The following is a 24162-nucleotide window of genomic DNA, read 5'->3' on the forward strand; positions in this document are numbered from 1 at the left end:
ATAATCGAGGCGTGCACCGGCCAACCAGGCGCTCGTTCCTCCGGCTCGGCGGCGTGACCGCGGCCGGGCTGCTCGGCGCGCTGGTGCCCGCCGACCCCGCGCACACCCCGGACGACTCCTTCCTCCGCTTACGCCGCCGCTGGCGGGAGGTCACGGTGGGCGGCGGGTACGATCCGGCCGCCGAGCCGTACCGGACCTGGCTGGACAGGCTGGGCAGAACGGCCGCCCGCCACCGCGACACCATGGCCCCCGGCCGCGCCTCGCTCTGGCCCGACCAGGCGTTCCCCTCCTTCGTGGCCACGCCGCGGCGGCTGCGGGCCATGGCGCAGGCGTACGTGCTGGAGGGCACCGGCCTGACCGGCGACGCGGGGCTGGCGGCGGCGATCGCGGAAGGGGTGGACCACTACCGGCGCAGCGTGTACGCCGACGGCGCCGAGGCGACCGGCAACTGGTGGCACTGGCAGATCGGCGTGCCGAAGGCGCTGCTCGACGCGGCGGTGCTCGCCGGCCTGCCCGAGCCGCAGAGCGCGCGGCTGCGGGACGCGGTCGACCACTTCGTGCCGGAACGCCGGCTCGGCCGGTACAGGGGCAACAGCACCGCGGCCAACCGCGTGGACCTGTGCCTGGTGATGCTGCTGCGGGCCATGCTCGACGCCGACCACGGCAGGGCGGCGCTGGCGGCGTCCGCGCTCGCGCCGGTGTTCCGCCTCGTCGGCGAGGGCGACGGGTTCTACCGGGACGGGTCGTTCATCCAGCACACGCACGTGCCCTACCAGGGGGCCTACGGGGTGACGCTGCTGTCGGGGCTGGCGACGATGTTCGCGGTGCTGCGGGGCACGCCGTGGGAGGTCTCCGACCAGAATGTGTTCGACATGGTCGAGCGGTCGTTCGCCCCCTTCGTCCGCGACGGCGCCTGCATGGACCTGGTCCGCGGCAGGGGAGTCGCCAGGAAGCCGTTCGGCGACCACGAGCGCGGGCGGGAGATCGCCGCCGCGGTCCTGCTGCTGGGGGAGGGCGCCCCGGCCGCCGAGCGGGCGCGCTGGCACGCCATGGTCAAGGGCTGGGCGGTACGCGACACGTACCGGCCGATGCTGGAGCACCCCGAGCCCGCCTTCCACGCCCGGCTGGCCGCGGTCGTGGACGACGCCTCCGTGCCCGCGGCGGCGGAGCCGATCGGGCACCGGCTGCTGCCGATGAGCGCCCGGGCCGTGCACCGCAGGCCGGGCTGGTGCGCGGCGCTCAGCATGGCCTCCTCCAGGATCGGCCACTACGAGCACGGCAACGGCGAGAACCTGCGCGGCTGGCACACCGGCTCGGGGATGCTCTATTGGTGGGCGACGGGCCACGGCGACCAGTATTCGGACGACTTCTGGCCCACCGTGGACCCCTACCGGCTGCCCGGGACGACCGTCTCGACCAAGAGGCTGCCCGACGGCGCGGGCGGCGACTGGGGCGACACCTGCCCGCCGGGCCGGTGGGTGGGCGGGGCCACGGACGGCACGTACGCCACCGTCGGCCAGCACCTGAACGGCCTGGAGAGCACGATGGAGGCGTTCAGGTCGTGGTTCTTCCTCGACGACGCGATCGTGTGCCTGGGCGCGGGCATCACCGCGGAGGACGGCGTGCCCGTCGAGACGGTCGTGGACAACCGCAGGACCGGCGCCGCACTGACGGTGCGGGAGGGCTGGGCCCACCTCGAAGGGCACGGCGGCTACGTCGTGCGCGGGCCCCTGCGCACGCTGCGCGAGCGCCGCGCCGGCGGCGGCGTGACCCGCGACTACGTGACGCTCTGGCTCGACCACGGCGTCGATCCGCGCTCGGCCGGATACGTCTACCTGCTCATGCCGGGCGCCGGCCAGGAGGAGACCCGCGCGAGAGCCGCCGACCCCGGCTGGGTGCGCGTGCTCGCCAACACCGACCGCCTGCAGGCCGTCCACGTGCCCTCGCTGGGCCTTACCGCGGCGAACTTCTGGGACGCCGGGACCGCGGGCGGCCTGACCGCCTCGGGCCCGTGCGCGGTGCTGGTGCGCGGGGACACGCTGACCGTGTCGGACCCCCGGTGCGACCTCGACGAGCTGACCGTCACGTGGGCGGGGGAGACGTTCACCTTCGACGGCCTGGCCGGCCGGGAGGGCGCCTCCACGACCGTGCGGCTCCGCTAGTGACCGCCGCCGCGCGCCCTGCGGTACTCCTGCACGACCAGGTCCGTGAGCTCCTGGAGCGAGGTGTCCGCGGTGGGCTTGTCGAACGTGATCGTGCCGTGCTGGAGCAGGTTGACCCGGTCGCACACCTCCAGGATCTGCGCGTAGTTGTGCGCGATGATCACGATGGACACCTCGCCGCGCGCCTTCAGGTCGCTGACCAGGTCGAGGATCAGCGCCCCCTCCTTGGCCCCCATCGCGGCCAGCGGCTCGTCGAGCAGCAGGATCCGCGAGCGCGAGTAGACCGAGCGGGCGACCGCGATGGCCTGCCGCTGGCCGCCCGACAGCTTGGCGACCTCGACGTCCACCGACGGGATGCGCACTCCCATGGCGTCCAGGTGCTCGGTGGCCAGGCGGCGCATGCGCCGGTTGCTCAGCAGCCGCGCGAACCCGACGTGCTCCCGGCCCAGGAACATGTTGTGGTAGACGCTGAGCTCGTTGATGAGCGCGAGGTCCTGGTAGACGATGTCGATCCCCAGCGACCTGGCCTGGCGCACCGACCTGAGCGCCACCTCCTCGCCGTCGAGCAGGATCCGGCCCGAGTCCGGCTGGTGGAACCCGCACAGGAGTTTGACCAGTGTCGACTTGCCCGCGCCGTTGTCGCCGATCAGGCCGAGCACCTCGCCCCGCGTCAGGGTCAGGCTGACGTCCCGCAGCGCGGTCACCGCCCCGAACCGCTTGGACAGCGACTCGGTACGCAGGACCTCGGTCATGTCCGTCCCGCCCTTCGCAGCCGGGTCAGGGAGACGTTCGCGATCATGGAGAGCAGGATCGCGCCGCCCAGGATGAGGAAGTAGGGGTTGGCGGAGATGCCGATGAGGTTCATGCCGTTCTGGAGGACGGCCAGGACGAGGGCCCCGATCGCGCCGCCGACGATCGTCCCGGAGCCGCCGGCCAGCGCCGTGCCGCCGATCACCGCGGCCGACACCGCGGTGAACATCAGGCCGGTGCCGCCGCCGATGTTCGGGTCGATGGTGTGGATCCGGAACGCCTCAATCAGCCCCGCGAAAGCCCCCAGAGTCCCGCCAATCATGAAATTTCCTATTTTGATGCGCGCGGTGCGGACGCCCGCCTCCGACGCCCCCAGCGGGTTGCCCCCGACCGCGATCGTGTGCAACCCCCACCTGGTACGCGTCAGCAGCACGTGCAGGACGGCCACGATCACCGCGGCCCACGCCAGGTGGGCCCACGGATAGGCGCCCAGCCACGACCCGATCGTCCCGTCCACCGCGGCCGGGATCTCGGCGGGGTAGGCGTGCGACGTGGTGAGCACGATGCCGGTCACCGCGTAGAAGGTGCCCAGCGTCGTGACGAACGACGGCACCCGCAGCACCACGGTCACGAACCCGTTCGCGAACCCGATCGCGGTCCCGGTCAGCAGCGCCAGCAGGATCGCCGGCAGCGCCGGGAACCCCCAGAAGTCGATCGCGTAGTGCATCATGAACGGCGCCAGCGCCGCCACCACGCCGACCGACAGGTCGATCTCCCCGCTGACCAGCAGCAGTACGGTCCCGCACGCGACGATGGCCGTGGGCGCGGCGGCCTGGGTGATGTTGACCAGGTTGTCCCCGGTCAGGAAGACGTCCGTGACCGACATGAAGTACAGCCCCAGAGCGATCGCCACCACCAGGACGCCGGCCTCCCGGTGCTTCAGGAACTCCTCCCGGAATCTACGCATGGGCGATGGCGCCCGAACGTGCCACCAGCTTCTGCGCGGTGTCGGAGCCCTCGAAGCGCGTCTTGGTCGTCTGGTACGGGCCCACGTTGTCCTTCGTCACGAACAGCAGGCCAGTGTTCGTCTCGGAGGGGAAGAGCAACCCGCCGGACAGCTTGTAGAGGTAGAGGTAGAGCACCGGCAGGAAACCCTGCAGGTAGGGCTGCTGGTCGATGGTGTAGTCGAGGTCGCCCGCCTTGATCGCGGCCAGCGTCTCCGGCACCAGGTCGAAGCCTCCGGCCACCTTGAGGCCCTTGCTCCGCATGTTGTACTTCTTGACCGTCTGCCCGATCGACTGGGTGGAGCCGGCGTCCACGGCCAGCATGCCGGCCAGGTTCGCGTGGCCCTGGGCGTAGGCGTCGATGATCGACAGGCCCTTGGTGACGTCGGCGTTCGTACCCACCGGGGTGAACTTGATGGGCTTGCCCGAGTCCTTGAACGCCTGCTGGGCGCCGTCGATCCTGGGCTGGATGTTCAGGGCCCCAGGGGTGGCGATGAAGCCGGCGACCTCGCCCGACTCCACCTGCTGCAGCGCCCGCTGGCCGAGCGCGTAGCCGGACTCGTACAGGCCCTGCCCGATGTAGGCCAGCCGGCTCGTGCCCTTGTCGTCGCGGGAGCCGTCCGCGTTGTACGACACCACGGGGATGCCCGCGTCCAGCGCCCGGTTGACCGGGTCGCGGAAGGCCGCCTTGTCCACGACGGCCACGGCCAACCCGTCGGCCTTGCCCGAGACGGCGGTGTTGCACGCGTTGACCATCTCGGCCACGATCGAGTCCTTCGAGCCCGTCCACTGGAACTCGGTGCCGAGGAGCGCGCACGCGTCCTGGGCGCCGTACTGGGTGGGGGTGAAGAACGGGTTCGTGGTGACGTGACAGACCAGCACGAACTTCCACTTGGGTGTGGCGGGGAAGTCGCCGGCCGCTGCCCCGGCCGCGCCGCTCGCGGCGGGCTTGTCCTGGCCGGCGGTGCATGCCGCCAGCAGTGCGGAGGCCGCGGCCGACGCGCTGGCCAGCCCGGCGCCGGTGAGCAGGCGCCGCCGGGCGATCGGGGTCAGCTTGAGGGTGTCGACCGCTTCTTCGACTTTGGGGTGGATCTTCTTCATCTGCACGACCTCGCGTTCCTTGCGGATCGGTGGTGCGCGGCCCATCGACCGGTCTCGTGAATCGCCCCCTTCCGCCAGTGAACTCCTTGATGCCGGTCATGTCAGGACACGGTTTGGCGAACGTCGTCGCCCGGACGAAGGCCCAGCTCACGCATGACGAAGGCCAGCCAGTCCGTCTGCTGGGCGACGATCGTGCTCCAGTTCGTGCCGCCGTGCCCGGCGTCCGCCCAGACGCGCAGCAGGACCGGGTGGGAGGCGGTGGTGGCGGCCTGCGCCCTGGCGGCGAACTTGCGGGAGTGCCAGGCCGGGCAGCGGGGGTCGTTCGCGCCCGCGTCCAGCAGGATCGCCGGGTACGCCGTGGCCGGCCGCACGTTGTGGTACGGCGAGTAGGCCATCAGCACGGCCGCGTCGGCCGGGTCGGCCGGGTTGCCGTACTCGGGCAGGGTGGCGGCGGCTCCCACCGGGTCGTGGACCACGCGCATCAGGTCCAGCTTCGGGGCGACGCAGACCACCGCCCGCCACAGGTCGGGGCGCTGGGTCGCGGCCACACCCGCGAGCATCCCGCCGTTCGAGGCGCCCTGGAAGGCCAGCCGGTCCGGGGCGGTGACCCCGTCGGCGATCAGCCGGCCGGCGATGGCGTACAGGTCGTCGAAGGAGTTCTGCTTGGCGTGCAGCCGGCCCGCCTCCCACCACTCCAGGCCGAACTCGCCGCCGCCGCGCACGTGGGCGTGCGCGTAGATCCCGCCCGCCTCGACGAACGCGGCCAGGGGACCGAGGTACGAGGCCAGCTCCGCGACGTTGAAGCCGCCGTACGCGTGGAGCAGCGTCGGCCGCGGCCCGGTCCGGTCCAGGTCGGCCCGGTGGACCAGCGTGCAGGGGATGGGCGTGCCGTCCTTCGAGGTGGCCCACACGCGGGTGGTGACCAGCCCGGACAGGCTGTGCCCGCCGCCCTGCAGGGCGGTCAGGGCGCCCGACTCCAGCTCGTAGTGGTAGACGGTCGGCACCTGCGTGTAGGAGGTGTAGCCGAAGGTGATGGCGTCCTCGCAGCCGACGACCTGGTCCATCACGCCGAGCGCGACCACTCCCTGGGCCACCGAGCTGACCGAGCCGGGGCCGGGCAGGGGGACCTCACCCAGCTCCTTGCCGTCCGGGTCGAGGATCCGGACGCGGGAGACCGTGTCCACCAGCTCGCCGATCACCAGCCGGTCGCCCACCGGGGTCACGCCGGTCAGCACCGCGTCGCCGCCGGGCACCAGCTCCGTCCAGGTGTCCTGGTCGCCGGGGCTGTCGAGGGGGATGCGGACCAGGCGGCCGCGCGGGGCGCCGGCCGTGGTGACGCACACGTACGCGTCGCCGATGATCTCGCCCTTGTAGAGGTGCTCGGCGTCGGTGACGAACTCCCGCCACTCCCGGCCCGAGCCGTCCAGCCGGGCCAGGAAGTGCGGCCGGGGCCTGAGGTGGTCGACCTGGAGCACCACCCAGCGCCCGTCGGGGGAGATCTTGGGGATGGCGAACATGTGCGGGATGTCCAGCGGCTCCGGCTCCGCGGGCGGCTCCTCCCCGAGCCGGTGGAAGAACAGCCGCCAGCGCAGCGGCCCCGAGACCGTCTCGTTGGCCATGTAGAAGAAGCCGCTGCTGTCAGGGAGCCAGGCCACCAGGCCGGGCCGCTGCTGGGGCACGCCGTCGAGCAGCACCTTCCCGGTGTCGATCTCGACCACCTTGAGCACGGGCAACTCGTGGCCGGCCGCGTCCAGCGAGTACGCCAGGAGCCGCCCGTCCGGCGACGGCTTGGGGGACATTCTCAGCGGCGTGCCGTCGGACAGCTCGTTGAGGTCGATCACGGTACGCCAGGGCCCGGTGGGCGCGTCGGCCACCTCCAGGACCATCAGCTCGCGCCCGTCGGGGATCCGGCCGCTGAACCACCGGGGCCCGTACCGGACGGGGACCACCAGGTTGCGCGCGTCCATCTGCTCGACCAGCTCGCCGACCCTGGCCGCGAGCGCGCCGTGGTGCGGCCAGCCGTGGATCCAGGACCTGGCCAGCTCGTCCTGGGCCGCCTGCCAGGCCAGGACGTCCTGGCCGTCCTCCTCCAGCCACTGGTAGGGGTCGTCGAACGTCAGCCCGCCGACCTCGTTGTGCTGGGGGCGTGCCGGTGCGTCGGGATACCGCATGCGTCACTCTCCGCTCTCGCGCGCCTGCCTGGCGCGCTGGAGGTAGTCGATGACGGCGGGCAGATCGCCCGCCCCCAGCCAGTCGATCTGGCGGCTGATCTCCGCGCTGACCCCGGCGCTGTTGTCACGCCACAGCGCCATGCCCGCGGCGGTGAGCCGTTCCTGGACCCGCTCGTCGCCGGGCTGCACCGCGGCGGTCATGGCCTCCCAGCGCGCGGAGATCTCCTGCACCCTGGGGTCGTCGACGGGCGTGCCCGCAAGGAGGAGCTCCCGGGTCTCGCGGACGAGCTCCAGCCATTCGGCCCGCAGGCCCGCCAGCCGCTCCTCGCCCAGCTCCGCCCGCCGCGTGGCCAGGTGGTCGCGGAGCTCCTGGGCGAAGTACGTCTCGTACACCGAGATCATCTCGAGCGCGGCCATGAACTGCTCGGCGTCGGGCATGACCGACTTGTCCAGCAGCCACATGAGGCCGCTGATCTGCTGCTTCAGCTGCCCCAGCCGGGCGGTCTGGATCTCGATCTCGGCGAGCTGCGCGCCGAGCAGGTCGCGCAGCGTCCCCAAGTCGTCCTCAGGCCTGTTCAGGACCTCGGCGATCTCGTCCAGCGACAGTCCGAGGCCGCGCAGCGCGCGCACCCGGTAGAGCCTGCGCAGGTCCGCCTCGGTGTAGCGACGGTGCCCGGACGCCGTCCGCTCGCCGGCCCTGACCAGGCCGATCTCGTCGTAGTGGTAGAGCGTCCTGACGGTCACCCCGGAGGCTCTGGCCAGCTCCCCGATCGTCCATCGACGCGCGTCTTCGCTCACGCACCCGACCGTAGAACCTCCCGTGGCGGGAGGTTCAAGCCGTTCACTCCCAGAGTGCCGCCACCTGGGCGACCGCGTCGCGGCCCTGGGCGTAACCGGCTCGGGCGCTGGGCGTGCGTACCGCCGGGTCGAGCGGGTCGATCCCGAAGGCGGCCAGCGAGTCGGCGTCCGGCCCGATCACCTCGACCCGGCCGTCGAGCGCGGCCCAGGACGGCTCGCCGACGTCGGGCATCGGGGCCAGCACCAGCACCCGGTCGAACCCGGCCGCGAGGTCGGAGTTGGTGCTCGTACGCACGCCGCCGTCCATGTACCGGACCCCGTCGATCGTCACGCACGGCCACACGCCGGGCACCGCGCAGCTGGCTGCCACCGCGTCCACCAGCTCCACCCCCGACCCGGGCTCGAACAGCCGGGTCTCGCCGCTGACCGCCTCGACCGCCACGATCACCAGGTCACGCCGCGGCCACTCGTGCACGGGCAGCCGGGCCTCGATCACCTCGCGCCGCCTGGCCTCGCTGATCGTGTCGGCGGCCAGCGCCAGCGCGCCGATCTTCCGCCGCTGCTCGACCGGGTCGGACGTGCTCTCGTAGACCTCCATGAGCTTCGCCCACATCTCCTCCACCCGCACCCCGCTGGGCAGTTCGAGCGTCTGGAGCGCGGGATCGACCTGCCGTTCCAGCAGCTCGGAGAGCGGCCGGCCGCTGGTGACCTGGGCGGCGACCGCCGAGCCCGCCGACGTGCCGACGATGCGGTCGGCCCCTGTCACGTCCACACCGCCGTCGGCGAGCGCCGCCAGCACGCCCGTCGTCCACGCGATCCCGGCGACCCCGCCGCCACCCAGTACCAGTGCCCGCTTGCTCATCGGCCCTCCTCATAGGGGTTCTTCCACCCCAACGCCCGGGGCCCGCAGGCGTCTTCCGCCGATCTCAGCCGGCGAGCACCTTGCGCAGCACCACGGCGAACTCCTCGGTCCTGCCGATGAATCCGCCGTGGTCGCCGGGGAACTCCGTCGGAGTCGTGCCCAGCAGCTCGGCCAGCGCCACGGAGGTCCGGTACGTGACCAGCCCGCCCGACTCGTCACCGATGCCCACCACGACCTGGGCCGGGGCGGCCTTCAGCGCGGCGACGTCGGGCACGTAGCGGGTGGTGCCGCGCAGCTCATGGGCGAAGAAGCGCGCGCTGTCGGCCAGCATCTGCTCCGTCGGCTCCCCGGGAGGCCCGGCCGGGGCGCCCTCGTCGCCCTCGTCGAACCCGGCGGTGGCCATGAACTTCGCGAAAGCCGCCCAGACGCCGTCCCGGTGGTAGGTCGCGATGATGTCCTCGGTCGCGGCGCGCTGGTCGGCGGCGTCGGGGAGCAGCTCCAGCGAGGGCGGCTCGTGCGCGACGAGCGTACGGACCCGGCCGGGGTGCCGGGCCACCAGCGCCAGGCCGGTCACCGCGCCGCCGCTGCTGCCGAACACGTCGGCGGTCTCGGCGCCCAGGGCGTCCAGGAGCAGGGCCAGGTCGTCGGCCCGCAGTTCGGGGGTGGAGTCCTGGGTGGGGTCGTCGAGCACGCTGCCCGAGATGCCCCGCGGGTCGTGGGTGACCACCGTGTAGTCGCCCGCCATCGCCTCGGCCAGCGGCGCGAAGTCGGCCGCGGCCATCGGCGACCCCGTGATCACCAGCACCGGGCCGGCGCCGCGGACCTCGTAGCTCAGGCGTCCGCCCGGGATGGCGAGGGTGTGCGTGGTCGTCATGGAAGCCTCCAGTCGTTTCACCGTCGTGGCTATGACTCGCGTCGCCGGCGAAACTCATCGGCCGATGGCGGCCAGATTGATGACCAGGGTGCTCCGTTCCCTCCGGAGCCAGGCGATGCCGTCCTTCAGGTGAAGGGTGGTGGGCGTCGGGAGCTGGAACAGCAGTCCGGTGCGTCCCGTGGCGAGGTCGTGCACGCCGATCGCCTGTTTTCCGCCGGTCTCCTGGAGGAGCCGGACGAAGCGGCCCGAAGAGAGCTCTCCGTGGGCGCTCCCCGGCAGCTTCCGCAGGCCCGTGCCGTCGCGCCGCCATGCCTCGGAACCGTTGAAGCACCACGTCACCCCGCAGTCGGTCCACGACGTTCTTCCGGAAGGCGGGACCACGTCCCTGCGTTCGCCGGTGAGCACGTTCTTCAGGTGCTCCACGGGACGCCGGCTGAAGTCGTCCGCCAGGTTGTCATTTCGCGGTGAACCGGCCCAGGGCCATTCGACCAGGCTGTAACCCTTTGTCCCGTCGATCTGGGTCGCCTTGCCGCCCTTCAGCGGGGCCCGGTAGACGCCCCCCTCGTCGGGCGACCACACGACCTGGCCGTCCGCGATGGCCAGGCGCCCGATCCCCAAGGTCATGTTGTCGCGGGTGACCGTGGCGCGGTCCGAGGCGATCCGGCGGGGCACGCCGCCCGTGACCGGCACCGTCCAGACCTCCTTCATATGGCCGCTGAACGCCGACCACGCCAGGTGACCGTCGCCGAAGACCAGCGGGTGGTTCCCCACATCCTCCTTCTTGAGCCGCGCGATCCTGGCGAACGTCCGCTTGTCCAGGTCGTACGACCAGATCTCGCCGGGCCGGTCCTTGGGGAACCCCCGTCCAACCACGACCCGGTCGGTGACGAACACGTCCGGTAGGAACCCGCCGCCGCCCGGTCCCTTGGCCGGGATCTCGTGCACGGTGCCCGGCCACACCTGCTCGATGGGGGGCGCCCACGTGGCGGGGGTCGGCCGGACCGCCGGAGCGGGTGACGTGACCGTACGGGTGACCGCGACGGTGGCCGCCACCACGATCAGGATCGCGGCCGCCACCGCCAGCGGCGCCCGCCACCTCGCGCCGGCCGACCGCTCGCGCGGCGCGGGCAGCCGGCGGGGCCGCCCGTCGTCGCGCACGGACTCGGCCCTGGCGGTCAGCGCGTCCCTGAGGCGTTCCTCGATGCCGGTCATGCCCTGCCTCCCAGTTCGCGCTGGAGCCGGTCCAGGGCCCTGGAGGCGGTGGACCGCACGGTGCTCTGCCTGACGCGCGTCGCCTTCGCGATCTCGGCGTCGGAAAGATCGAGGTAGTAACGCAGGACGAGGACCTCGCGCTGCCGCCTGGGCAGCCGGGCCAGCGCGTCGAGCATCTCCTCGCGCGACTCTCCCAGCAGCGCCGCCGTCTCCGCGGAGTCCACCGGCTCGCCCGGCCCGCCCAGCGGCGCCCGGGCGGCCACGCCGCGCCTGCGCAGGACCGAGCGGGAGGCGTTCAGCACGCAGACGCGGACGTAGGCCAGGGTGAGCTTCCCGGGGCGTTTGCCGTGCAACCTGGAGAAGACGTCCTGCACGACGTCCTCGGCGCTCTCCCGGTCGCCGACGAGCAGCACGGCCAGGCGCACCAGGGCGAGCCAGTGCTCGCGGTACAGACTCGCCAGCACCGCCTCGGCTTCGGGCGGCGCGGGCGCGCGAGCGACTGTCTCACCGTTCATGCCTTAGGAACGCGCACCGTCCCCGATCCGCTGCATCGCCGGGCGGCGCAGCCAGGTGGCCCAGCGCCAGAGCCACTCCATGGGGCCGTACCGGAAGCGGCGCAGCCAGAGGGTGGAGACCAGCCACTGGGCCGCGAGGATCGCCCCGGCGATCAGCAGCACCGTCGTCACCGGCCAGGTCTCCGGCGGGCTCGCCACGGCCCTGGAGATCACCAGGACGAGGATCGTGGCGGACAGGTAGTTGGTCAGCGCCATCCGGCCCAGCGGGGCGAAGACGGCCTGCAGGACCGGCCGGAGCGGCGTCCTGAGCAGGACCAGCAGGCCGCACACGTACACGCCCGCCATCAGCAGCCCGCCGACGGCGAGCGATCCGTCCTGCGCGCGGGCCTGCAGCCACAGGGCGACCGCCGCACCGGCCGCGAAGAGCGCGGTCAGCGCCACGGGGGCGGAGCGCTCGATCCGGTCGATCACCCCGTACCGGGTCAGCGCGGAGCCGGCCAGGAACAGCCCGGGGACCAGCGCGGTCCCGCCGCCGAAGGCCGGCGCCGCGGCGAGGAACGCGACGGCGAGGCCCGCCACGGCCCAGCGTGGCAGCCAGGTCGAGGGCAGGAGCACCACCAGGCCGACGACGGCGTAGATCGTCAGGATGTCGCCCCGCCAGAGCGCGAACATGTGCACCAGCCCCATCGCGAGCAGCACCAGGAGCCGGCGCAGCAGGAGCAGCCGCGGACTGGCGGTGCGTCCTGCCGCGGACTCCAGGAGCAGCGAGAAGCCGATGCCGAACAGCAGCGAGAAGATCGGGAAGAACCGCTGCTCGACCAGCAGCCCCATCCACATCGCGCCAGGGGTCTTCGCCGCGTGCTGGACGGGGACGAGGGCGTCGCCGACGTGGGAGATCGGCTGGACGTTGGCCAGGAGGATTCCGCAGAGCGCGAAGCCGCGTATGACGTCGAGCGCGGTGATCCGCGCCCTTCTTCGGGAATCGGGAGTTTCGGGTGGCATGACGCCTCATCCTGCGGGCCTCATGCCGGTGGCGGCTTCGGCCGGAAGCAGGGTTCGCGACAGTACTTTCGGCCGGACCTGTGACCTCAGGGGGTTCGGGGGGTTCAGGGGGTGGCGACCTCCAGGTTGCCGGAGTCGCTGGAAAGCTCGATCGTACGCGGCGCCGAGGTGTCGGTGGCCGCCGTGACGTCCTTGCTGCCGGAGTCGGTCTTGGCGATCACGTTGTACGGCCCCTGCGGCACGCGAATCGTGATCGAGCCCGAGTCCGAGGAGCTCACGACCTTGTCCGGCTGCGCGGTGAAGACCAGCTCGACGTCCCCCGAGTCGGTCTCCGTGACGACCCGCTTGCCCGACAGCCCGCCGGCCTCGATCACCCCGGAGTCGCTGTGAACGTCCACCTCGCCGGACAGGTCCTTCAGCGTCAGATCCCCGGAGTCGGAGTCGATCTTGACGCGGAGCCCCTTGGGGATCTCCACCTTGTAGTTCACGTCGCAGGCCACGGCCCCGCTGCCCAGTCCCCAGCTGCGGGGGCACTTGTACGTCAGGGCGAGCGTGTCGCCCTCCACACCGTGGCTGGTCTCCGGCTTGTTCTTGCGCCAGACGAGATGCTCGGTCACGCGGATGCCCTGGCGGTCCGACTCCACCACCTCGACGGTGCCGGAGTCGGACCCGATCCTGATGCCGGCCACCTTGTCGGTGACGTCGTAGGACTTGGTGTCCTCATCGAGGGGGCCGGCGAGGCCGCACCCGGTCAACACCGCCGCGACCCCCAGCAGCCCTGCGATCATGCCCGCTCTCTTCATGCCCATGACGCCCAAGTGTGGTTCACCAGGCCCCGCCCGGGCGTCGGGGAGTTCCCTGAGACGTCCCTGAGGAGTCCCTCAGGGGCGGGGGCGGTCACCAGCCGAGCTCGTCGCAGCCGGTGTGGTCGGCGGGCTCCACCTGAAGGGTCGCGTGCGCCACGCCGTGGCGGCGGAGCAGCAGGTCGCGGGCCTTGTCCAGGATGGCGTGGTGGTCCTTCGGGTCGACGGTGACCAGGTGGGCGGTGGCGACGTTCATGCCGGAGGTGAGGGTCCACAGGTGCAGGTCGTGCACGTCGCGTACGCCTTCGAGCGCCGCCAGGTCGGCCGCCACCGCGGCCGCGTCCATGCCCTCGGGCACGTGCTGCCCCAGCACCGCGAAGACCTGACGGCCGAGGGAGATCGCGCGCAGGGCGACGAAGACGCCGATGGCGAGGGCGACGACGGTGTCCCAGAACGTCTGACCGGTGGCCGTGATCAGCCAGCCCGCCACGATGACGCCGACGGACCCGGCCGTGTCGGCCACGACCTCCAGGTAGGCGCCCTTGACGTTGAGGCTCTCGGCGGCTCCGGCACGCAGCAGCAACAGGGCGATGAGGTTGACGACCAGGCCGATGCCGCCGACGACGAGCATCGGGCCGGAGGAGACCTCCGCGGGTCCGCCGATCCGCCCGATGGCCTCCAAGACCACGTACAGCGCGACGCCGAGCATCATGACCACGGCCAGCAGGGACGCGAACACCTCGGCCCGGTAGGAGCCGTAGCTGCGCCTTCCCGTGGCGTCCGGCCGGGTGGCGATGCGGGTGGCCACCAGGGCGGCGCCCAGGGTGACGACGTCGGCGGCCATGTGCCCGGCGTCCGACATCAGCGCCAGCGAGCCGGAGATCAGGCCGTAGACCAGCTCGACCACGAAGAAAGCGCCGATGAGGACGAAGGAGACCGCCAGCCGCCACCGGTGCTGGGCGCCGGCGTGCCCGTGTCCGTGCCCGGCGCCCATCAGTCGGCCCCGTCCCGTTCGGGGTGGATGGCCTCGGTGTGCTCGGTGTGGGCGAGCGCCAGGTCGAGCAGCATGCGTACGTGGGGGTCGTCCAGCCGGTAGTACGCCATCCGCCCGGCGCGCCGGGCGACGACGATGCGGTGGGCGCGCAGCAGCCGCAGGGCGTGGGAGACCGCGGACTCGCTCTGGCCGGTCACGGCCGCGAGGTCGCACACGCACAGCTCTCCGTCCAGCAGCGCCACGAGCAGCCGCAGCCGGTTCGGATCGGACAGCAGGCTGAAGACGTCGGCGGTGTCGGCCAGATCGTCGGCCGCCGGCATCCGCTCGCACACGGCGGCGACCCGGTCGGGGTCGACGACCCGGACCGCGCAGCCGTCCGGCGACAAGACGACTCGCTCACTTGAAGAGCTATTCATATAAACAACAATAGCCCGCGAAGTGATCCCACCGTCAAGTTTCTCCGCGCGTCCTCTTTCAAACCTGACCGCTGCGTTGAAGGGGCTCCAGCCCGGCTATCTGCTCCGGCTATCTGCTCCGGCTTTCTGCTCCGGCTTTCTGCTCCGGCTTTCTGCTCCGGCGGTGGTCAGGCCCGGCTTGAACAGGCCGGGCCTGACCTCCGCGGAGCTCAGCGCTTCATGAGGGCGAACACGCCCCAGCCGAGCAGGTGCCGCTGGAAGCGGACGTAACGCATCGGCTCGCGCGACAGCTCGGCACGCAGTTCGGGCGCGAGCTCGTCGCCGGGGTTGGCGTCCAGCCAGGTACGCAGGTTGCGCCACTGGGCGGCGACGTACCGGTCCCAGCTGTCCTCGTCGGCGAGCACCATCTCGACGACGTCGTACCCGAGCCCGTCGAACAGCTCGAAGAGGTCGGGCAGCGTCCCGAAGTCGTCGCGCGAGGTCGCGTGGCACGCCTCGACGGCCTCCTGGCCGGGCGGCTCGGCCCGCCAGAACGGCTCGCCGATCAGCATCGTGCCGCCCGGGCGCAGGCTGCGCTCCAGCAGCGCGACCGTGCCGGCGGGCCCGCCGCCGATCCACGTCGCACCGACGCACGCCGCGACGTCGACCGGCTCCCCGGTCACGTACGTGGAGGCGTCCCCGTGCGTGAACGTCACCCGCTCGCCGACGCCGAGCTCGGCAGCTCGCTCGCGGGCGGCGGCGAGGAAGACGGTGCTGATGTCGACCCCGGCGCCGGTGATCCCGTGATCACGGGACCAGGTGCACAACATCTCACCCTTGCCGCAGCACAGATCGAGCACGGTGGCTCCGGGCCGCAGCCCGATCGCCGCGCCGAGCGTGGCCAGCTTCTCAGGGGTGAACGCGTTGATGATCCGGTGGCTGCTCTCCCGGATGGTGAAGCTACGTGACAGATCCAAGATCGTGAGTCCTTAGGTGTGATGGCTGATGTACCGAGACGGTCAGCTCATCGACACGCATAAAGCAACTCCTCCGTCACGAGATGGTGATCGCGACCCTAGCCCTCCGCGGATTCCGGCGGCAATCGAATTTCCTCGTGCTCGTGCCCGTCTCCGTGTGCCTCGAGGAGGTCCAGGTAGCCCTGTACGGCCTCCCACAGGTGGTGCTCGGGGTAGCGCCCCAGGCTGCGGTGCCGCCGGCGCCACTGCCGGTCCCAGTACGAGTCGCGTACGGCACGCAGATGGTCCAGCGCCGCCCGCAACTCCCCGGCGACCTGGGCGGGCTCCTCCTGAGGCCGGGACGTCACCTCACGCACCCGGTCGAAGCGCCGCTCGGCCAGCGCGTCGAGCACGTCCTGGTCGGGCCCGTCCAGCGACCAGAACCGCACCGGGTCATGGATGCGATGGTTCTCCACCGGATCCAGGTGGGAGCGCCACCAGTACGCGACCCCGCCCTGGTCCAGCCGGAGGAAATCGACCAGCCACGCGGTGCCGGGCGGCTGGGAGCCCCAGGTCACCTCCTCCGGTGGGAGGTTCAGCACCAGGACGATCTCGAGGTGATCGACGGGGTCGGCGCCCGTGAGCAGGTCGCCGAAGACGTGCGCGGCGCGCAGGAAGGGTTCGTCCGCCGGCACGCGGCGGGTCTGCTCGCAGGCCTGGGCGAGCTGCCGCAGCCTGTCCACCGCTCGCCGGTAGCGCATCCTCCGCTCGCCTCCCTGTCCCGGACTCGCGACCCAGCGTACGGTCTCCCCACCCCCTCCAGCCGCCCCGCCCGCTGCTCCCCTGCCCCCTGCCGCCCCTCCTGCCTCATGCCGCCAGCCGCTTCGGCCCGGTCACCCGCGCATGGCCGCCGGTTCTCAGGGACGTCGCGCCAGGGCCGGCGCCTGGTAGGCCCATTGCCAGGCCAGCTCCAGCGGCCCTCGGCTGAACCGGCGCAGCCACAACGACGACAGCACCATGAACAGCACGCAGATCCCGGCCCACGCCACCGGCACCCACCACGGCCGCAGCCCATCGAACCGATCCGCCAGCCCCAGACCCCAGCCGTAACAGAGGACACTGGCCGCCAGATTCTGGAAGACGTAGCAGGACAGCGCCGTACGCCCCACGTCCGTGATTCCCCTCCTGAGCACGCCCGGCGCACCACGCATGCCGAGCACGATCGAGGTGATCAGCCCCAGCAGACCCAGGGCGACCAGCGGCGCCACGAGATACCGGTCGACGGCGAACCAGGCCGGCCCCGCGAAGGAGGTGGCCAGGTTCAGCGGCACACCGACGCCGAGGCCGATGACGATCAGCTTCCTCCGCAGGCTGGCGCCGTCCTCCTCGAAGACGCCGGCGCGCAACAGGCGGGCGCCGAGCAGGAACAGCACGATGCCCATGGGGATGATGAACACCAGCTCCGCACGGAAGACGGCGACATGCCGCAGCCGGAAGGCGACCTGGTCGAGCCAGCCGTCCTGGGGGTAGATCGGGGTGCCGCCACCCGCCGGCCCCGCCATCAGGGCTGCCGTGATCAGAGTCACCATGGCGACGTGCACCGCCCCCGCGGCGACCATCCAGGCGGTGACCGCACGGCGGCTCCTGCCCACCAGGTACGCCACGATCATCGAGGTGATCGCGTACCCCATCAGCACGTCGAACTCGAAGACCAGCACGTAGTGCAGTGCCCCCTCGACGAACAGCAGCGTCGCACGCCAGAGATACCTGCCCGGCCACGTCAGCCCGCGCCGGACCGCGCTGCGGTACTGCAGCTCCAGGCCGACGCCGAAGAGCAGGGTCAACAGCCCGAGGAACTTGCCGTTGGACAGGAATCGCAGGAACGTCTCCACCACACCGGCGCCGCCCCCGAACTGAAGGAACTCGGCGGACCCGCCGGGCGCGGTGAAGATCCAGATGTTCGTGCCGAGCGTGCCCATGATGGCCACGCCGCGTAACACGTCAAGCGCGTCTATACGTCTGGTCACATCATCAAGCCTGGTGGCGCGGTGGCTGCTCCCTGTCGTCCCGTCGGGCGAAATGAGCCGTACATCGATCGATGTACGGCCTTACATCTTTGGTCAATCCCCGAAGCCACCATCAGCGGCGATCCCGCCATCCGGCTCGCCGCGCGACGTCGATCAGTCTCCCCAGCGAAACGGGCGGCCAGGTCAGGAACTCGTGCACCGATAGGCGGAAGGAGTCTGGGTGTCGCCGTTGGGGCGGCTGGCCTGGAAGCCGAACGTCGTGCTCTGGCCAGGCGCGAGCGTGCCGTTGTGACCGGCGTTCCTGACCGTGACGGTCTGGCCGCTGACGGTCAGCGTGGCGTTCCATGAGCCGGTGACGGCGTGCCCGCTGGGCAGCGTGAACGTCACCGTCCAGCCCGTGGTCGTGGCGGTCCCGGTGTTGGCGACCGTGACCGGCTGGATCACGTAGCCGGTGCTCCACTGGGTCTGGGTGGTCGGCGTGGCCGTGCATCCGCCGGTGCTACCGCCCGGACCGGTGGTGACCGTGACCGTGTTGGACACCGGCGACAAATTGCTCGCCGCGTCGCGGGCGCGTACCTGGTAGCGGTAGGTGGTGGCGGCGGTCAGCCCGGTGTCGGTGAACGAGGCGGTCGCCGCGGTGCCCACCTGTGTGAAGGTGCCGCCGGATGAGCCCGGCGCGCGCAGGACGTCGTAGCCGGTCACGCCGACGTTGTCGGTCGAGGCGGTCCAGGTCAGCGTGGTGCCGGTGGAGGTGGTCGCGGAGGCGGCCAGGTTGCCGGGGGTGGTCGGCGGGGTGGTGTCGGTTCCGCTCGTGGCGGGCGGGATGCGGATGATGCGGTCGTCCTGGGCAACCGGTGTGCCGCGGCCGTCCCGGTTGCTGGTCGTCACCCAGAGCCAGCCGTCGGGTCCGAGCGCGACCGCGCGGAGGCGTCCGTACACGGACTGGAATTCGGCCACCGGCGTGCCGGGAGTGCCACTGCCGGTCAGCGGCACCGTCCAGAGACGCCGGCCGCCCAGCGCCGCGGCGAAGAGCGTGTTGTTGGCGTACGCGAGCCCGCTCGGCGACGCCTCGGCGGTCGTCCAGGTGACGATGGGGTTGCGGAAGGAGGAGTTGCCGCAGTTGCCTTCGCAGGTGGGCCAGCCGTAGTTGCCGCCCGCGACGATCTGGTTGATCTCGTCCCAGGTGTTCTGGCCGAATTCGCTGGCGTACATCCTGCCTTGGGAGTCCCAGGCCAGGCCCTGCACGTTGCGGTGGCCGTAGCTCCAGACGCGGGATCCCGCGAACGGATTGTCCGAAGGCACCCCACCGGTGGGCGTCATGCGCAGGATCTTGCCGGCGGGGCTGTTGAGGTTCTGGGCGTTGCTGGTGTTGCTGGCGTCGCCGGTGCTCAGGTAGAGCATGCCGTCCGGGCCGAACGCCAGGCGGCCGCCGTCGTGGATGGTGGCGCTCGGGACGCCGGAGAAGATCACCGTCTGTGTCTGAGGGGCGCTCAACTGGAACCTGACCAGGCGGTTGTCCCCGGCGGTGCTGGTGAAGTACGCATACACCCAGCCGTCCCTGGCCGCGATGCCGAGCAGGCCGCTCTCACCGGAAGCGCTCACCCCGTTCACGGTGGCGACCTGGGTGGGGGTCTGGCCGGGCCGTACCTGGAGGATCCGCCCGGTGTTCCGCTCGGAGACCAGCGCGCTGCCGTCCGGCAGGAACGCCAGCCCCCACGGCACCTGCAGCCCCGTGACGGACACCTCCGCCCTGGCGAAGTCGAAACCCCCAAGCACCTGAGCGCGTGCCTCGGGAGCGCTGACGATGAGGGCGATCAGGGCCAGAATCAGGGCAGGTACGACACGGGCGCGCATGACGGACTCCTTGACGGGATCACGTGTGCGGACCCCCGCACCGTAGGCATCGCAACCGCGGGACCTCAATCGCCGCGACCCGCGCATCCCGCCCATCTGCGACGACGGCCACGTGATGACTGAAACTTTCACATCCGGCGCTTACGTATTTCAACCCACCCTTTCCGATCCCTGTCTCATCAGGCAGCCGGTTCCGGCCGGCCCAGCACTCACCCGGAAGAGGAGCACCGACGAGGGTCACGGCAATGCCGCCGGCGGCTGCCACGATGATCACCTCCACCCCGCTCCCCGCCCTGCCGCACGAAGCCACGAACGCAGTCAGACCCGCCTGGGTACGAGGATGCGCCGCTCACGTGAGGCCATACGGCGCTTGATGGGCTCGCGCGAGTCCTGGTGAGTGCCACGCGTAGTCTGGAAGAGGGACGCTCGCCGGTCGAGCTCGACCATGACGCGGGAGACGGGTGAGCACACGCGCACTCGGGGGGTGAGCCCGATGAGGCCTCACGACGTCTGGTCCGCAGGCACCGCAGCAGTCGCAATAACAGCCGCACTGTTCACCGGCACACCAACAGCCACAGAGCAGTTGCTCACCCGCACACCAACCGCCACAGGGCAGTTGTCCACCGGCACACCAACAGCCACAGAGCAGCTGTTCACCCACACACCAACGGTCACAGGGCAGTTGTCCACCGGCACACCAACAGCCACAGGCCAACTGTTCACCGGCACACCGACGGCCACGGGGCAGGCGGCAAGGTCGCGGCTCGCCCAAGAATGCACCCCTCCACCGCTGCCAAGCAAGGTGGTGGACGTCGACCTGACCGACACGGCCGGCGCAGCGCCCATGCGCCTGACCGTGAAGCCGGCCAAGGTCACAGCAGGCACCGTGTCTCTCCGTGCCTCCAACACCGGCACCCTGGCCCACGAGGTGGTCGTACTGCCGCTCGCGGCGGGTAAGCCCATCGGGAAGCAGCCGATCGGAGCCGACAGCCGCGTAAGCGAGACGGGCTCCGTCGGCGAGGCGTCCCACAACTGCGCCGCAGGCGAGGGCGGAGGCATCGCCCCCGGGTCCGCAGGCTGGGCGACGCTGACCCTGCAGCCTGGACGGTACGAGCTGATCTGCAACTTCCCGGGGCACTACGCCATGGGCATGCGCGCAGAACTCGACGTCACCCAGTAACCCACATACAAACCGTCAACCAGCCCAAGCCAGCTCCACCCCAAAACCACACCACTCAGCACCCCACCCACGCCAAGCCACATACCGTCACCCCTTCACACCCGCCCCCATCCGTCACCCGCCCGCCCCCAGCCTTCGCCCGCCCGCCCCCAGCCTTCGCCCGCCCGCCGTCGCCCGCCCGTCGCCAGGCTTTACCCGCCGTCTACCGGCCCTGGCACGCCCGTCGCGGGCCTCCACCGGCCCGTCGCCAGCTTTCGCCCGCCCCTCACCAGCCTTCGCTCGCCTGCGCCCTGCACGAAATCGCCACCGGGTTTTGGTCTGTCCGCCTCGGGCGTTGTGACACTGATCACCCCAACGCCTTATGCGGATTTGTCCACAGAACGTCGGAGACCACCTCACTAACGTCCTGCCCTGTCCGAAGAGATCCGTAAGACCAACCGGAGGCAGGTACCCATGAACACTTTCGAGCAGATCAGCAACGGCCGTATCCAGTGGCGGCGTGCAGTGGCCGGCGCGGCCATCGCGGCGCTGGCCTCGACCGCGGCCCTGGCCGTCACCTCGGCACCGGCCAACGCCGCCCCCGCCACGTTCACCAGCGCCAAGGTGGCCAACGCAAAGGTGGCCAGCGCGGCCAAGACGTACTACTTCACCGCAGTTCTTCTCGGCAAGAACGAGGTGCCGGAGGCCGGCAAGAAGGTCAACGACCGGAACGGCCTGGCAGCCGCGAAGTTCCGCATCAAGGGCAACCGCCTCTACTACTTCGTCCAGTGGAAGAAGGTCGCCAAGCCCACCGCCTTCCACATTCACCGGGGCAAGGCCGGCACGAACGGCCCCGTCGTCATCGACCTGCTGTCCAACGGCACCACCCGCGGCAACACGAGCTCCGGCTCCGTCCGTGTCAAGGACACCAGCGTCCTCAACGGAATCAAGAAGAACCCGAAGAACTGGTACGCCAACCTGCACACCTCTGAGTTCCCCGACGGCGCGGTCCGCGGCCAGCTCCACGGCGCCCACCACTGGTAAACATGCTGAAAGGTGAGCAGACCAGGGCCGAGCCGCAGCGCGGGCACATCGGCGCGGCCCCCCTTGCTCATCGAGCCAGACACCAAGGGCCCACCAGGCAGCTGAGGTCAAAATCGGCAAACGTCATCATCGGACGCCCAGACCTAGCAAACGAACGGCCGAGCACATCGGAGAAGACCTCGGACATCGGCCAGCTCAAGGGGGTGAGGACGGCGCCGAGATCCTCGAACGCGAGCACCGTGAACCCCGCAACCCCGCAGCCCGCAACCCCGCAGCCCGCAACCCCGCAGCCCGCAGCCCCGCAGCCCGCAACCCCGCGGGCACCGCGAACCCTGCCAGCACCGTGAGCACCGATCGCCGTGAGCACCGCGAGCACCGACCGCCGTGAAGGTAGGGAACACCGCGCGCACCGAACGAGCATCGAGAGCACCGATCGCCGCAAGCACCGCGATCGCCGCAAGCACCGCGAACGCCGCAAGCACCGCGAACGCCGCCTGCATCGCGAACACCGCGATGTCGGCGCCGGCCGCGACCGTCTGCAGCCAGGTATCCCCAGGAAGGCTGAGATCGGCCTGAGCCAAATGTCCAAAGGTGTCGGGTGACCTTTGATCGACATTCCCTGACGCTCACGATCCGTTCGCTTACTATCTGATGTGCCCGTGCTGAGCCGGATATCGACAGGAGGCGACGAATGGTCGCGGAGTCCGAGACGTCGGTAATGGCACGGTGACGTTGCTCGCGGGCCGTTATCGGCTGCTTTCGCAGCTCGGCCAGGGCGGCATGGGCACCGTCTGGCGGGCGATGGACGAGCTCCTCCGACAGGAAGTGGCCATCAAGGAGGTCCGGCTCCCGTCGGATTTAGACGAGGCGTCGCGGGCCGAACTGGCCGAACGCACGCTCCGGGAAGCGCGCGCCGCGGCGACGCTGCGCTCCCACCCGTCCATCGTCACCGTGCACGACGTGGTCCTGGACGACGGCCGGCCGTGGATCATCATGGAACTGGTGCGCGGCCGCTCCCTCGACCGGGTCGTACGCGATGACGGCCCACTGCCGCCGCACCGCGTAGCCGAGATCGGCATGCAGATGCTCGACGCCCTCGGTGCCGCGCACGCGTCCGGCATCCTGCACCGGGACGTCAAACCCGCCAACGTCCTGCTCCCCGACGACGGGCGGGTGCTGCTCACCGACTTCGGCATCGCGACGATCGCCGGGGACACCGGGCTCACGCAGACGGGGATGCTGACCGGCTCGCCCGGCTACATCGCCCCGGAGCGCCTGCGCGGCGAGGCCGACGGCCCGCTCGCCGACCTGTGGTCGCTCGGCGCCACGCTCTTCACGGCGGTGGAGGGCGGCCCGCCGTTCCCCCGCCCGAACGAGGCCGCGGTCCTGGCCGCCGTACTGATGCAGGAGCCCGCCCCTTTCCGGCTGGCCGGCCCGCTGGCACCCGTGCTGGCCGCGATCCTGGAGAAGGACCCGGTACGCCGCTGCTCCCCGGACGAGGTGGCCGGCTGGTTGAGGGCCCTCTCACGGGGCGAGACGACGGACGTCTCGACTTCGCCACGGACGCGGACCGTCCCGGGCAGCCGCCCACGCCGGCGTCGCCGCGTCCAGGTCGTCGTGGGCGCCCTGCTCGCGGTGGTGCTGGTCGTGGCGGCAGGGGCGGTGGTCGTGCCGTACCTGTTCCCGAACGTCATCCGCGTACTCGGCGCCATGCTCGCGCCCCCCGTCACCTATACCTATTCCCCGCGGCCGACGTTCGGCTCGTCGCCGGAGGCCACCCCGGTCATCTCCCGCGACTTCGAGGCATGCGATCTGCTGACCAGCGCCCAGACGCGCTCGCTGTTCGGCGGTCCGATGAAGCGCCAGTTCCTGACCGACACCGCCTGCTCCTGGTCCAATAAGGACGCTTCCAGCCTGAACATCATGGCGTTCCGCTTGCCGAGCGCCTCCGCGGCCAACTTGACTCATGATCAGATGGTCAAGTACATGGAGGACGAGCCGAAGCGCAACGAAAAGACCAAGATCCGCACGGGGCCGAAGGTCGGCGACGAGGCGTTCAGCTACACCCGGCAGGTGCCCAACTGGCCGTGGCGAGTCTACGAGACCAAGATCTCCTTCCGACTGTCGAACGTCGAGGTGACCATCACCGTCAGAGCCCGACGCTCCGGATTCGGCACCGCCGACCGCGCCGCCAAGCTCGTCGCCACAGCCCTCAACAAGTACCGCTAGCACCCCACTGAACGACGCTCCCTTACTCCGCGGATGGCACCGGCGGCTTCTCCGGCAGCACTTCGCCCCAGTGTCAGCAGGCTGAGGTGCAAGGGGCGGACGCGAAAGGCCTGCGACTGTTGAGGTGTAAACGACGGACGCGGATGAGGTGAAGAGATGGAATCGGCTGACCGAGGTGGGGCTGCTGCAGGTTCCGCGTCCTAAGGCGTGAAATCCGCCGCAGCCCTGGACGGACGAAGCCGGCGTGCGG

At 71.0% G+C, this 24162-nt stretch carries 22 protein-coding genes; 5 read left to right on the top strand and 17 right to left on the bottom strand.

Features of this window, described 5'->3' with window-relative positions:
* Positions 1-11 precede the first annotated feature (11 nt).
* Positions 12-2162, top strand: a complete 2151-nt coding sequence (locus tag ABZX61_RS09830) for a polysaccharide lyase 8 family protein (protein WP_355193096.1) — start codon at positions 12-14, stop codon at positions 2160-2162.
* Here ABZX61_RS09830 and ABZX61_RS09835 read toward each other — a convergent pair.
* The 17 genes from ABZX61_RS09835 to ABZX61_RS09915 form a co-directional block, all read right to left on the bottom strand.
* Positions 2159-2914: an ATP-binding cassette domain-containing protein gene (locus ABZX61_RS09835; RefSeq protein WP_350723970.1), complete on the bottom strand. Its 756-nt coding sequence runs from the start codon at positions 2912-2914 to the stop codon at positions 2159-2161. The genes ABZX61_RS09830 and ABZX61_RS09835 overlap by 4 nt on opposite strands.
* Complete coding sequence (locus tag ABZX61_RS09840) at positions 2911-3879, bottom strand: ABC transporter permease (protein WP_350723969.1); 969 nt, start codon at positions 3877-3879, stop codon at positions 2911-2913. Before ABZX61_RS09840 ends, ABZX61_RS09835 begins: the two co-directional genes overlap by 4 nt.
* On the bottom strand, positions 3872-5062 hold the full coding sequence (locus ABZX61_RS09845; protein WP_355193099.1) for a sugar ABC transporter substrate-binding protein: 1191 nt from the start codon (positions 5060-5062) through the stop codon (positions 3872-3874). The genes ABZX61_RS09840 and ABZX61_RS09845 overlap by 8 nt, the downstream gene beginning before the upstream one ends.
* A gap of 56 nt (positions 5063-5118) precedes the next feature.
* Positions 5119-7188 carry a prolyl oligopeptidase family serine peptidase gene (locus ABZX61_RS09850; RefSeq protein ID WP_355193101.1) on the bottom strand — a complete coding sequence of 690 codons (2070 nt, stop codon included), beginning with the start codon at positions 7186-7188 and terminating at the stop codon, positions 5119-5121.
* 3 nt (positions 7189-7191) lie between these two features.
* The gene (locus ABZX61_RS09855; RefSeq protein WP_355193103.1) at positions 7192-7986 is read right to left on the bottom strand and encodes a MerR family transcriptional regulator; all 795 of its coding nucleotides are present in this window, start codon (positions 7984-7986) and stop codon (positions 7192-7194) included.
* Between the two features lie 43 nt (positions 7987-8029).
* The gene (locus ABZX61_RS09860; protein WP_355193105.1) at positions 8030-8848 is read right to left on the bottom strand and encodes a patatin-like phospholipase family protein; all 819 of its coding nucleotides are present in this window, start codon (positions 8846-8848) and stop codon (positions 8030-8032) included.
* 64 nt (positions 8849-8912) lie between these two features.
* Entirely contained in the window at positions 8913-9722 is an 810-nt protein-coding gene (locus tag ABZX61_RS09865; protein ID WP_350723961.1) for an alpha/beta hydrolase, read from the bottom strand.
* A 54-nt stretch (positions 9723-9776) separates the two neighbouring features.
* The gene (locus ABZX61_RS09870; RefSeq protein WP_355193107.1) at positions 9777-10934 is read right to left on the bottom strand and encodes a hypothetical protein; all 1158 of its coding nucleotides are present in this window, start codon (positions 10932-10934) and stop codon (positions 9777-9779) included.
* The gene (locus ABZX61_RS09875) at positions 10931-11449 is read right to left on the bottom strand and encodes a sigma-70 family RNA polymerase sigma factor (protein ID WP_355193109.1); all 519 of its coding nucleotides are present in this window, start codon (positions 11447-11449) and stop codon (positions 10931-10933) included. Before ABZX61_RS09875 ends, ABZX61_RS09870 begins: the two co-directional genes overlap by 4 nt.
* Before the next feature lie 3 nt (positions 11450-11452).
* Positions 11453-12451 carry a DUF418 domain-containing protein gene (locus ABZX61_RS09880; protein WP_355193111.1) on the bottom strand — a complete coding sequence of 333 codons (999 nt, stop codon included), beginning with the start codon at positions 12449-12451 and terminating at the stop codon, positions 11453-11455.
* A 104-nt stretch (positions 12452-12555) separates the two neighbouring features.
* Complete coding sequence (locus tag ABZX61_RS09885; RefSeq protein ID WP_355193113.1) at positions 12556-13260, bottom strand: DUF4097 family beta strand repeat-containing protein; 705 nt, start codon at positions 13258-13260, stop codon at positions 12556-12558.
* A gap of 88 nt (positions 13261-13348) precedes the next feature.
* A complete protein-coding gene (locus tag ABZX61_RS09890) occupies positions 13349-14248 on the bottom strand; it encodes a cation diffusion facilitator family transporter (RefSeq protein WP_350723954.1) in 900 nt (299 codons plus the stop codon).
* The gene (locus ABZX61_RS09895; protein WP_350723952.1) at positions 14248-14664 is read right to left on the bottom strand and encodes a metalloregulator ArsR/SmtB family transcription factor; all 417 of its coding nucleotides are present in this window, start codon (positions 14662-14664) and stop codon (positions 14248-14250) included. Before ABZX61_RS09895 ends, ABZX61_RS09890 begins: the two co-directional genes overlap by 1 nt.
* Before the next feature lie 209 nt (positions 14665-14873).
* The gene (locus tag ABZX61_RS09900; RefSeq protein WP_355193116.1) at positions 14874-15620 is read right to left on the bottom strand and encodes a class I SAM-dependent methyltransferase; all 747 of its coding nucleotides are present in this window, start codon (positions 15618-15620) and stop codon (positions 14874-14876) included.
* 98 nt (positions 15621-15718) lie between these two features.
* Positions 15719-16360 (bottom strand): hypothetical protein, encoded by a 642-nt coding sequence (locus ABZX61_RS09905; protein WP_355193118.1) that lies wholly within the window; start codon positions 16358-16360, stop codon positions 15719-15721.
* A gap of 156 nt (positions 16361-16516) precedes the next feature.
* Positions 16517-17626, bottom strand: coding sequence for a DUF418 domain-containing protein (locus ABZX61_RS09910; protein WP_355193120.1), 1110 nt, complete (start codon positions 17624-17626; stop codon positions 16517-16519).
* Positions 17627-17809: 183 nt separating this feature from the next.
* On the bottom strand, positions 17810-19480 hold the full coding sequence (locus ABZX61_RS09915; protein WP_355193122.1) for a PQQ-dependent sugar dehydrogenase: 1671 nt from the start codon (positions 19478-19480) through the stop codon (positions 17810-17812).
* Positions 19481-20285: 805 nt separating this feature from the next.
* Between ABZX61_RS09915 and ABZX61_RS09920 the strand changes: the two genes are divergently transcribed.
* The 4 genes from ABZX61_RS09920 to ABZX61_RS09935 all read left to right on the top strand — a co-directional run bounded on the left by ABZX61_RS09920 (position 20286) and on the right by ABZX61_RS09935 (position 23912).
* Entirely contained in the window at positions 20286-20660 is a 375-nt protein-coding gene (locus ABZX61_RS09920) for a plastocyanin/azurin family copper-binding protein (protein WP_355193124.1), read from the top strand.
* A gap of 453 nt (positions 20661-21113) precedes the next feature.
* A complete protein-coding gene (locus ABZX61_RS09925) occupies positions 21114-21683 on the top strand; it encodes a CHRD domain-containing protein (RefSeq protein WP_355193126.1) in 570 nt (189 codons plus the stop codon).
* 359 nt (positions 21684-22042) lie between these two features.
* Positions 22043-22285 carry a hypothetical protein gene (locus ABZX61_RS09930; RefSeq protein ID WP_355193128.1) on the top strand — a complete coding sequence of 81 codons (243 nt, stop codon included), beginning with the start codon at positions 22043-22045 and terminating at the stop codon, positions 22283-22285.
* Between the two features lie 124 nt (positions 22286-22409).
* Complete coding sequence (locus tag ABZX61_RS09935) at positions 22410-23912, top strand: serine/threonine-protein kinase (protein WP_355193130.1); 1503 nt, start codon at positions 22410-22412, stop codon at positions 23910-23912.
* Positions 23913-24162 lie beyond the last annotated feature (250 nt).

It is taken from the genome of Nonomuraea sp. NPDC003709, assembly GCF_040610775.1.
Taxonomy (GTDB): domain Bacteria; phylum Actinomycetota; class Actinomycetes; order Streptosporangiales; family Streptosporangiaceae; genus Nonomuraea; species Nonomuraea angiospora_A.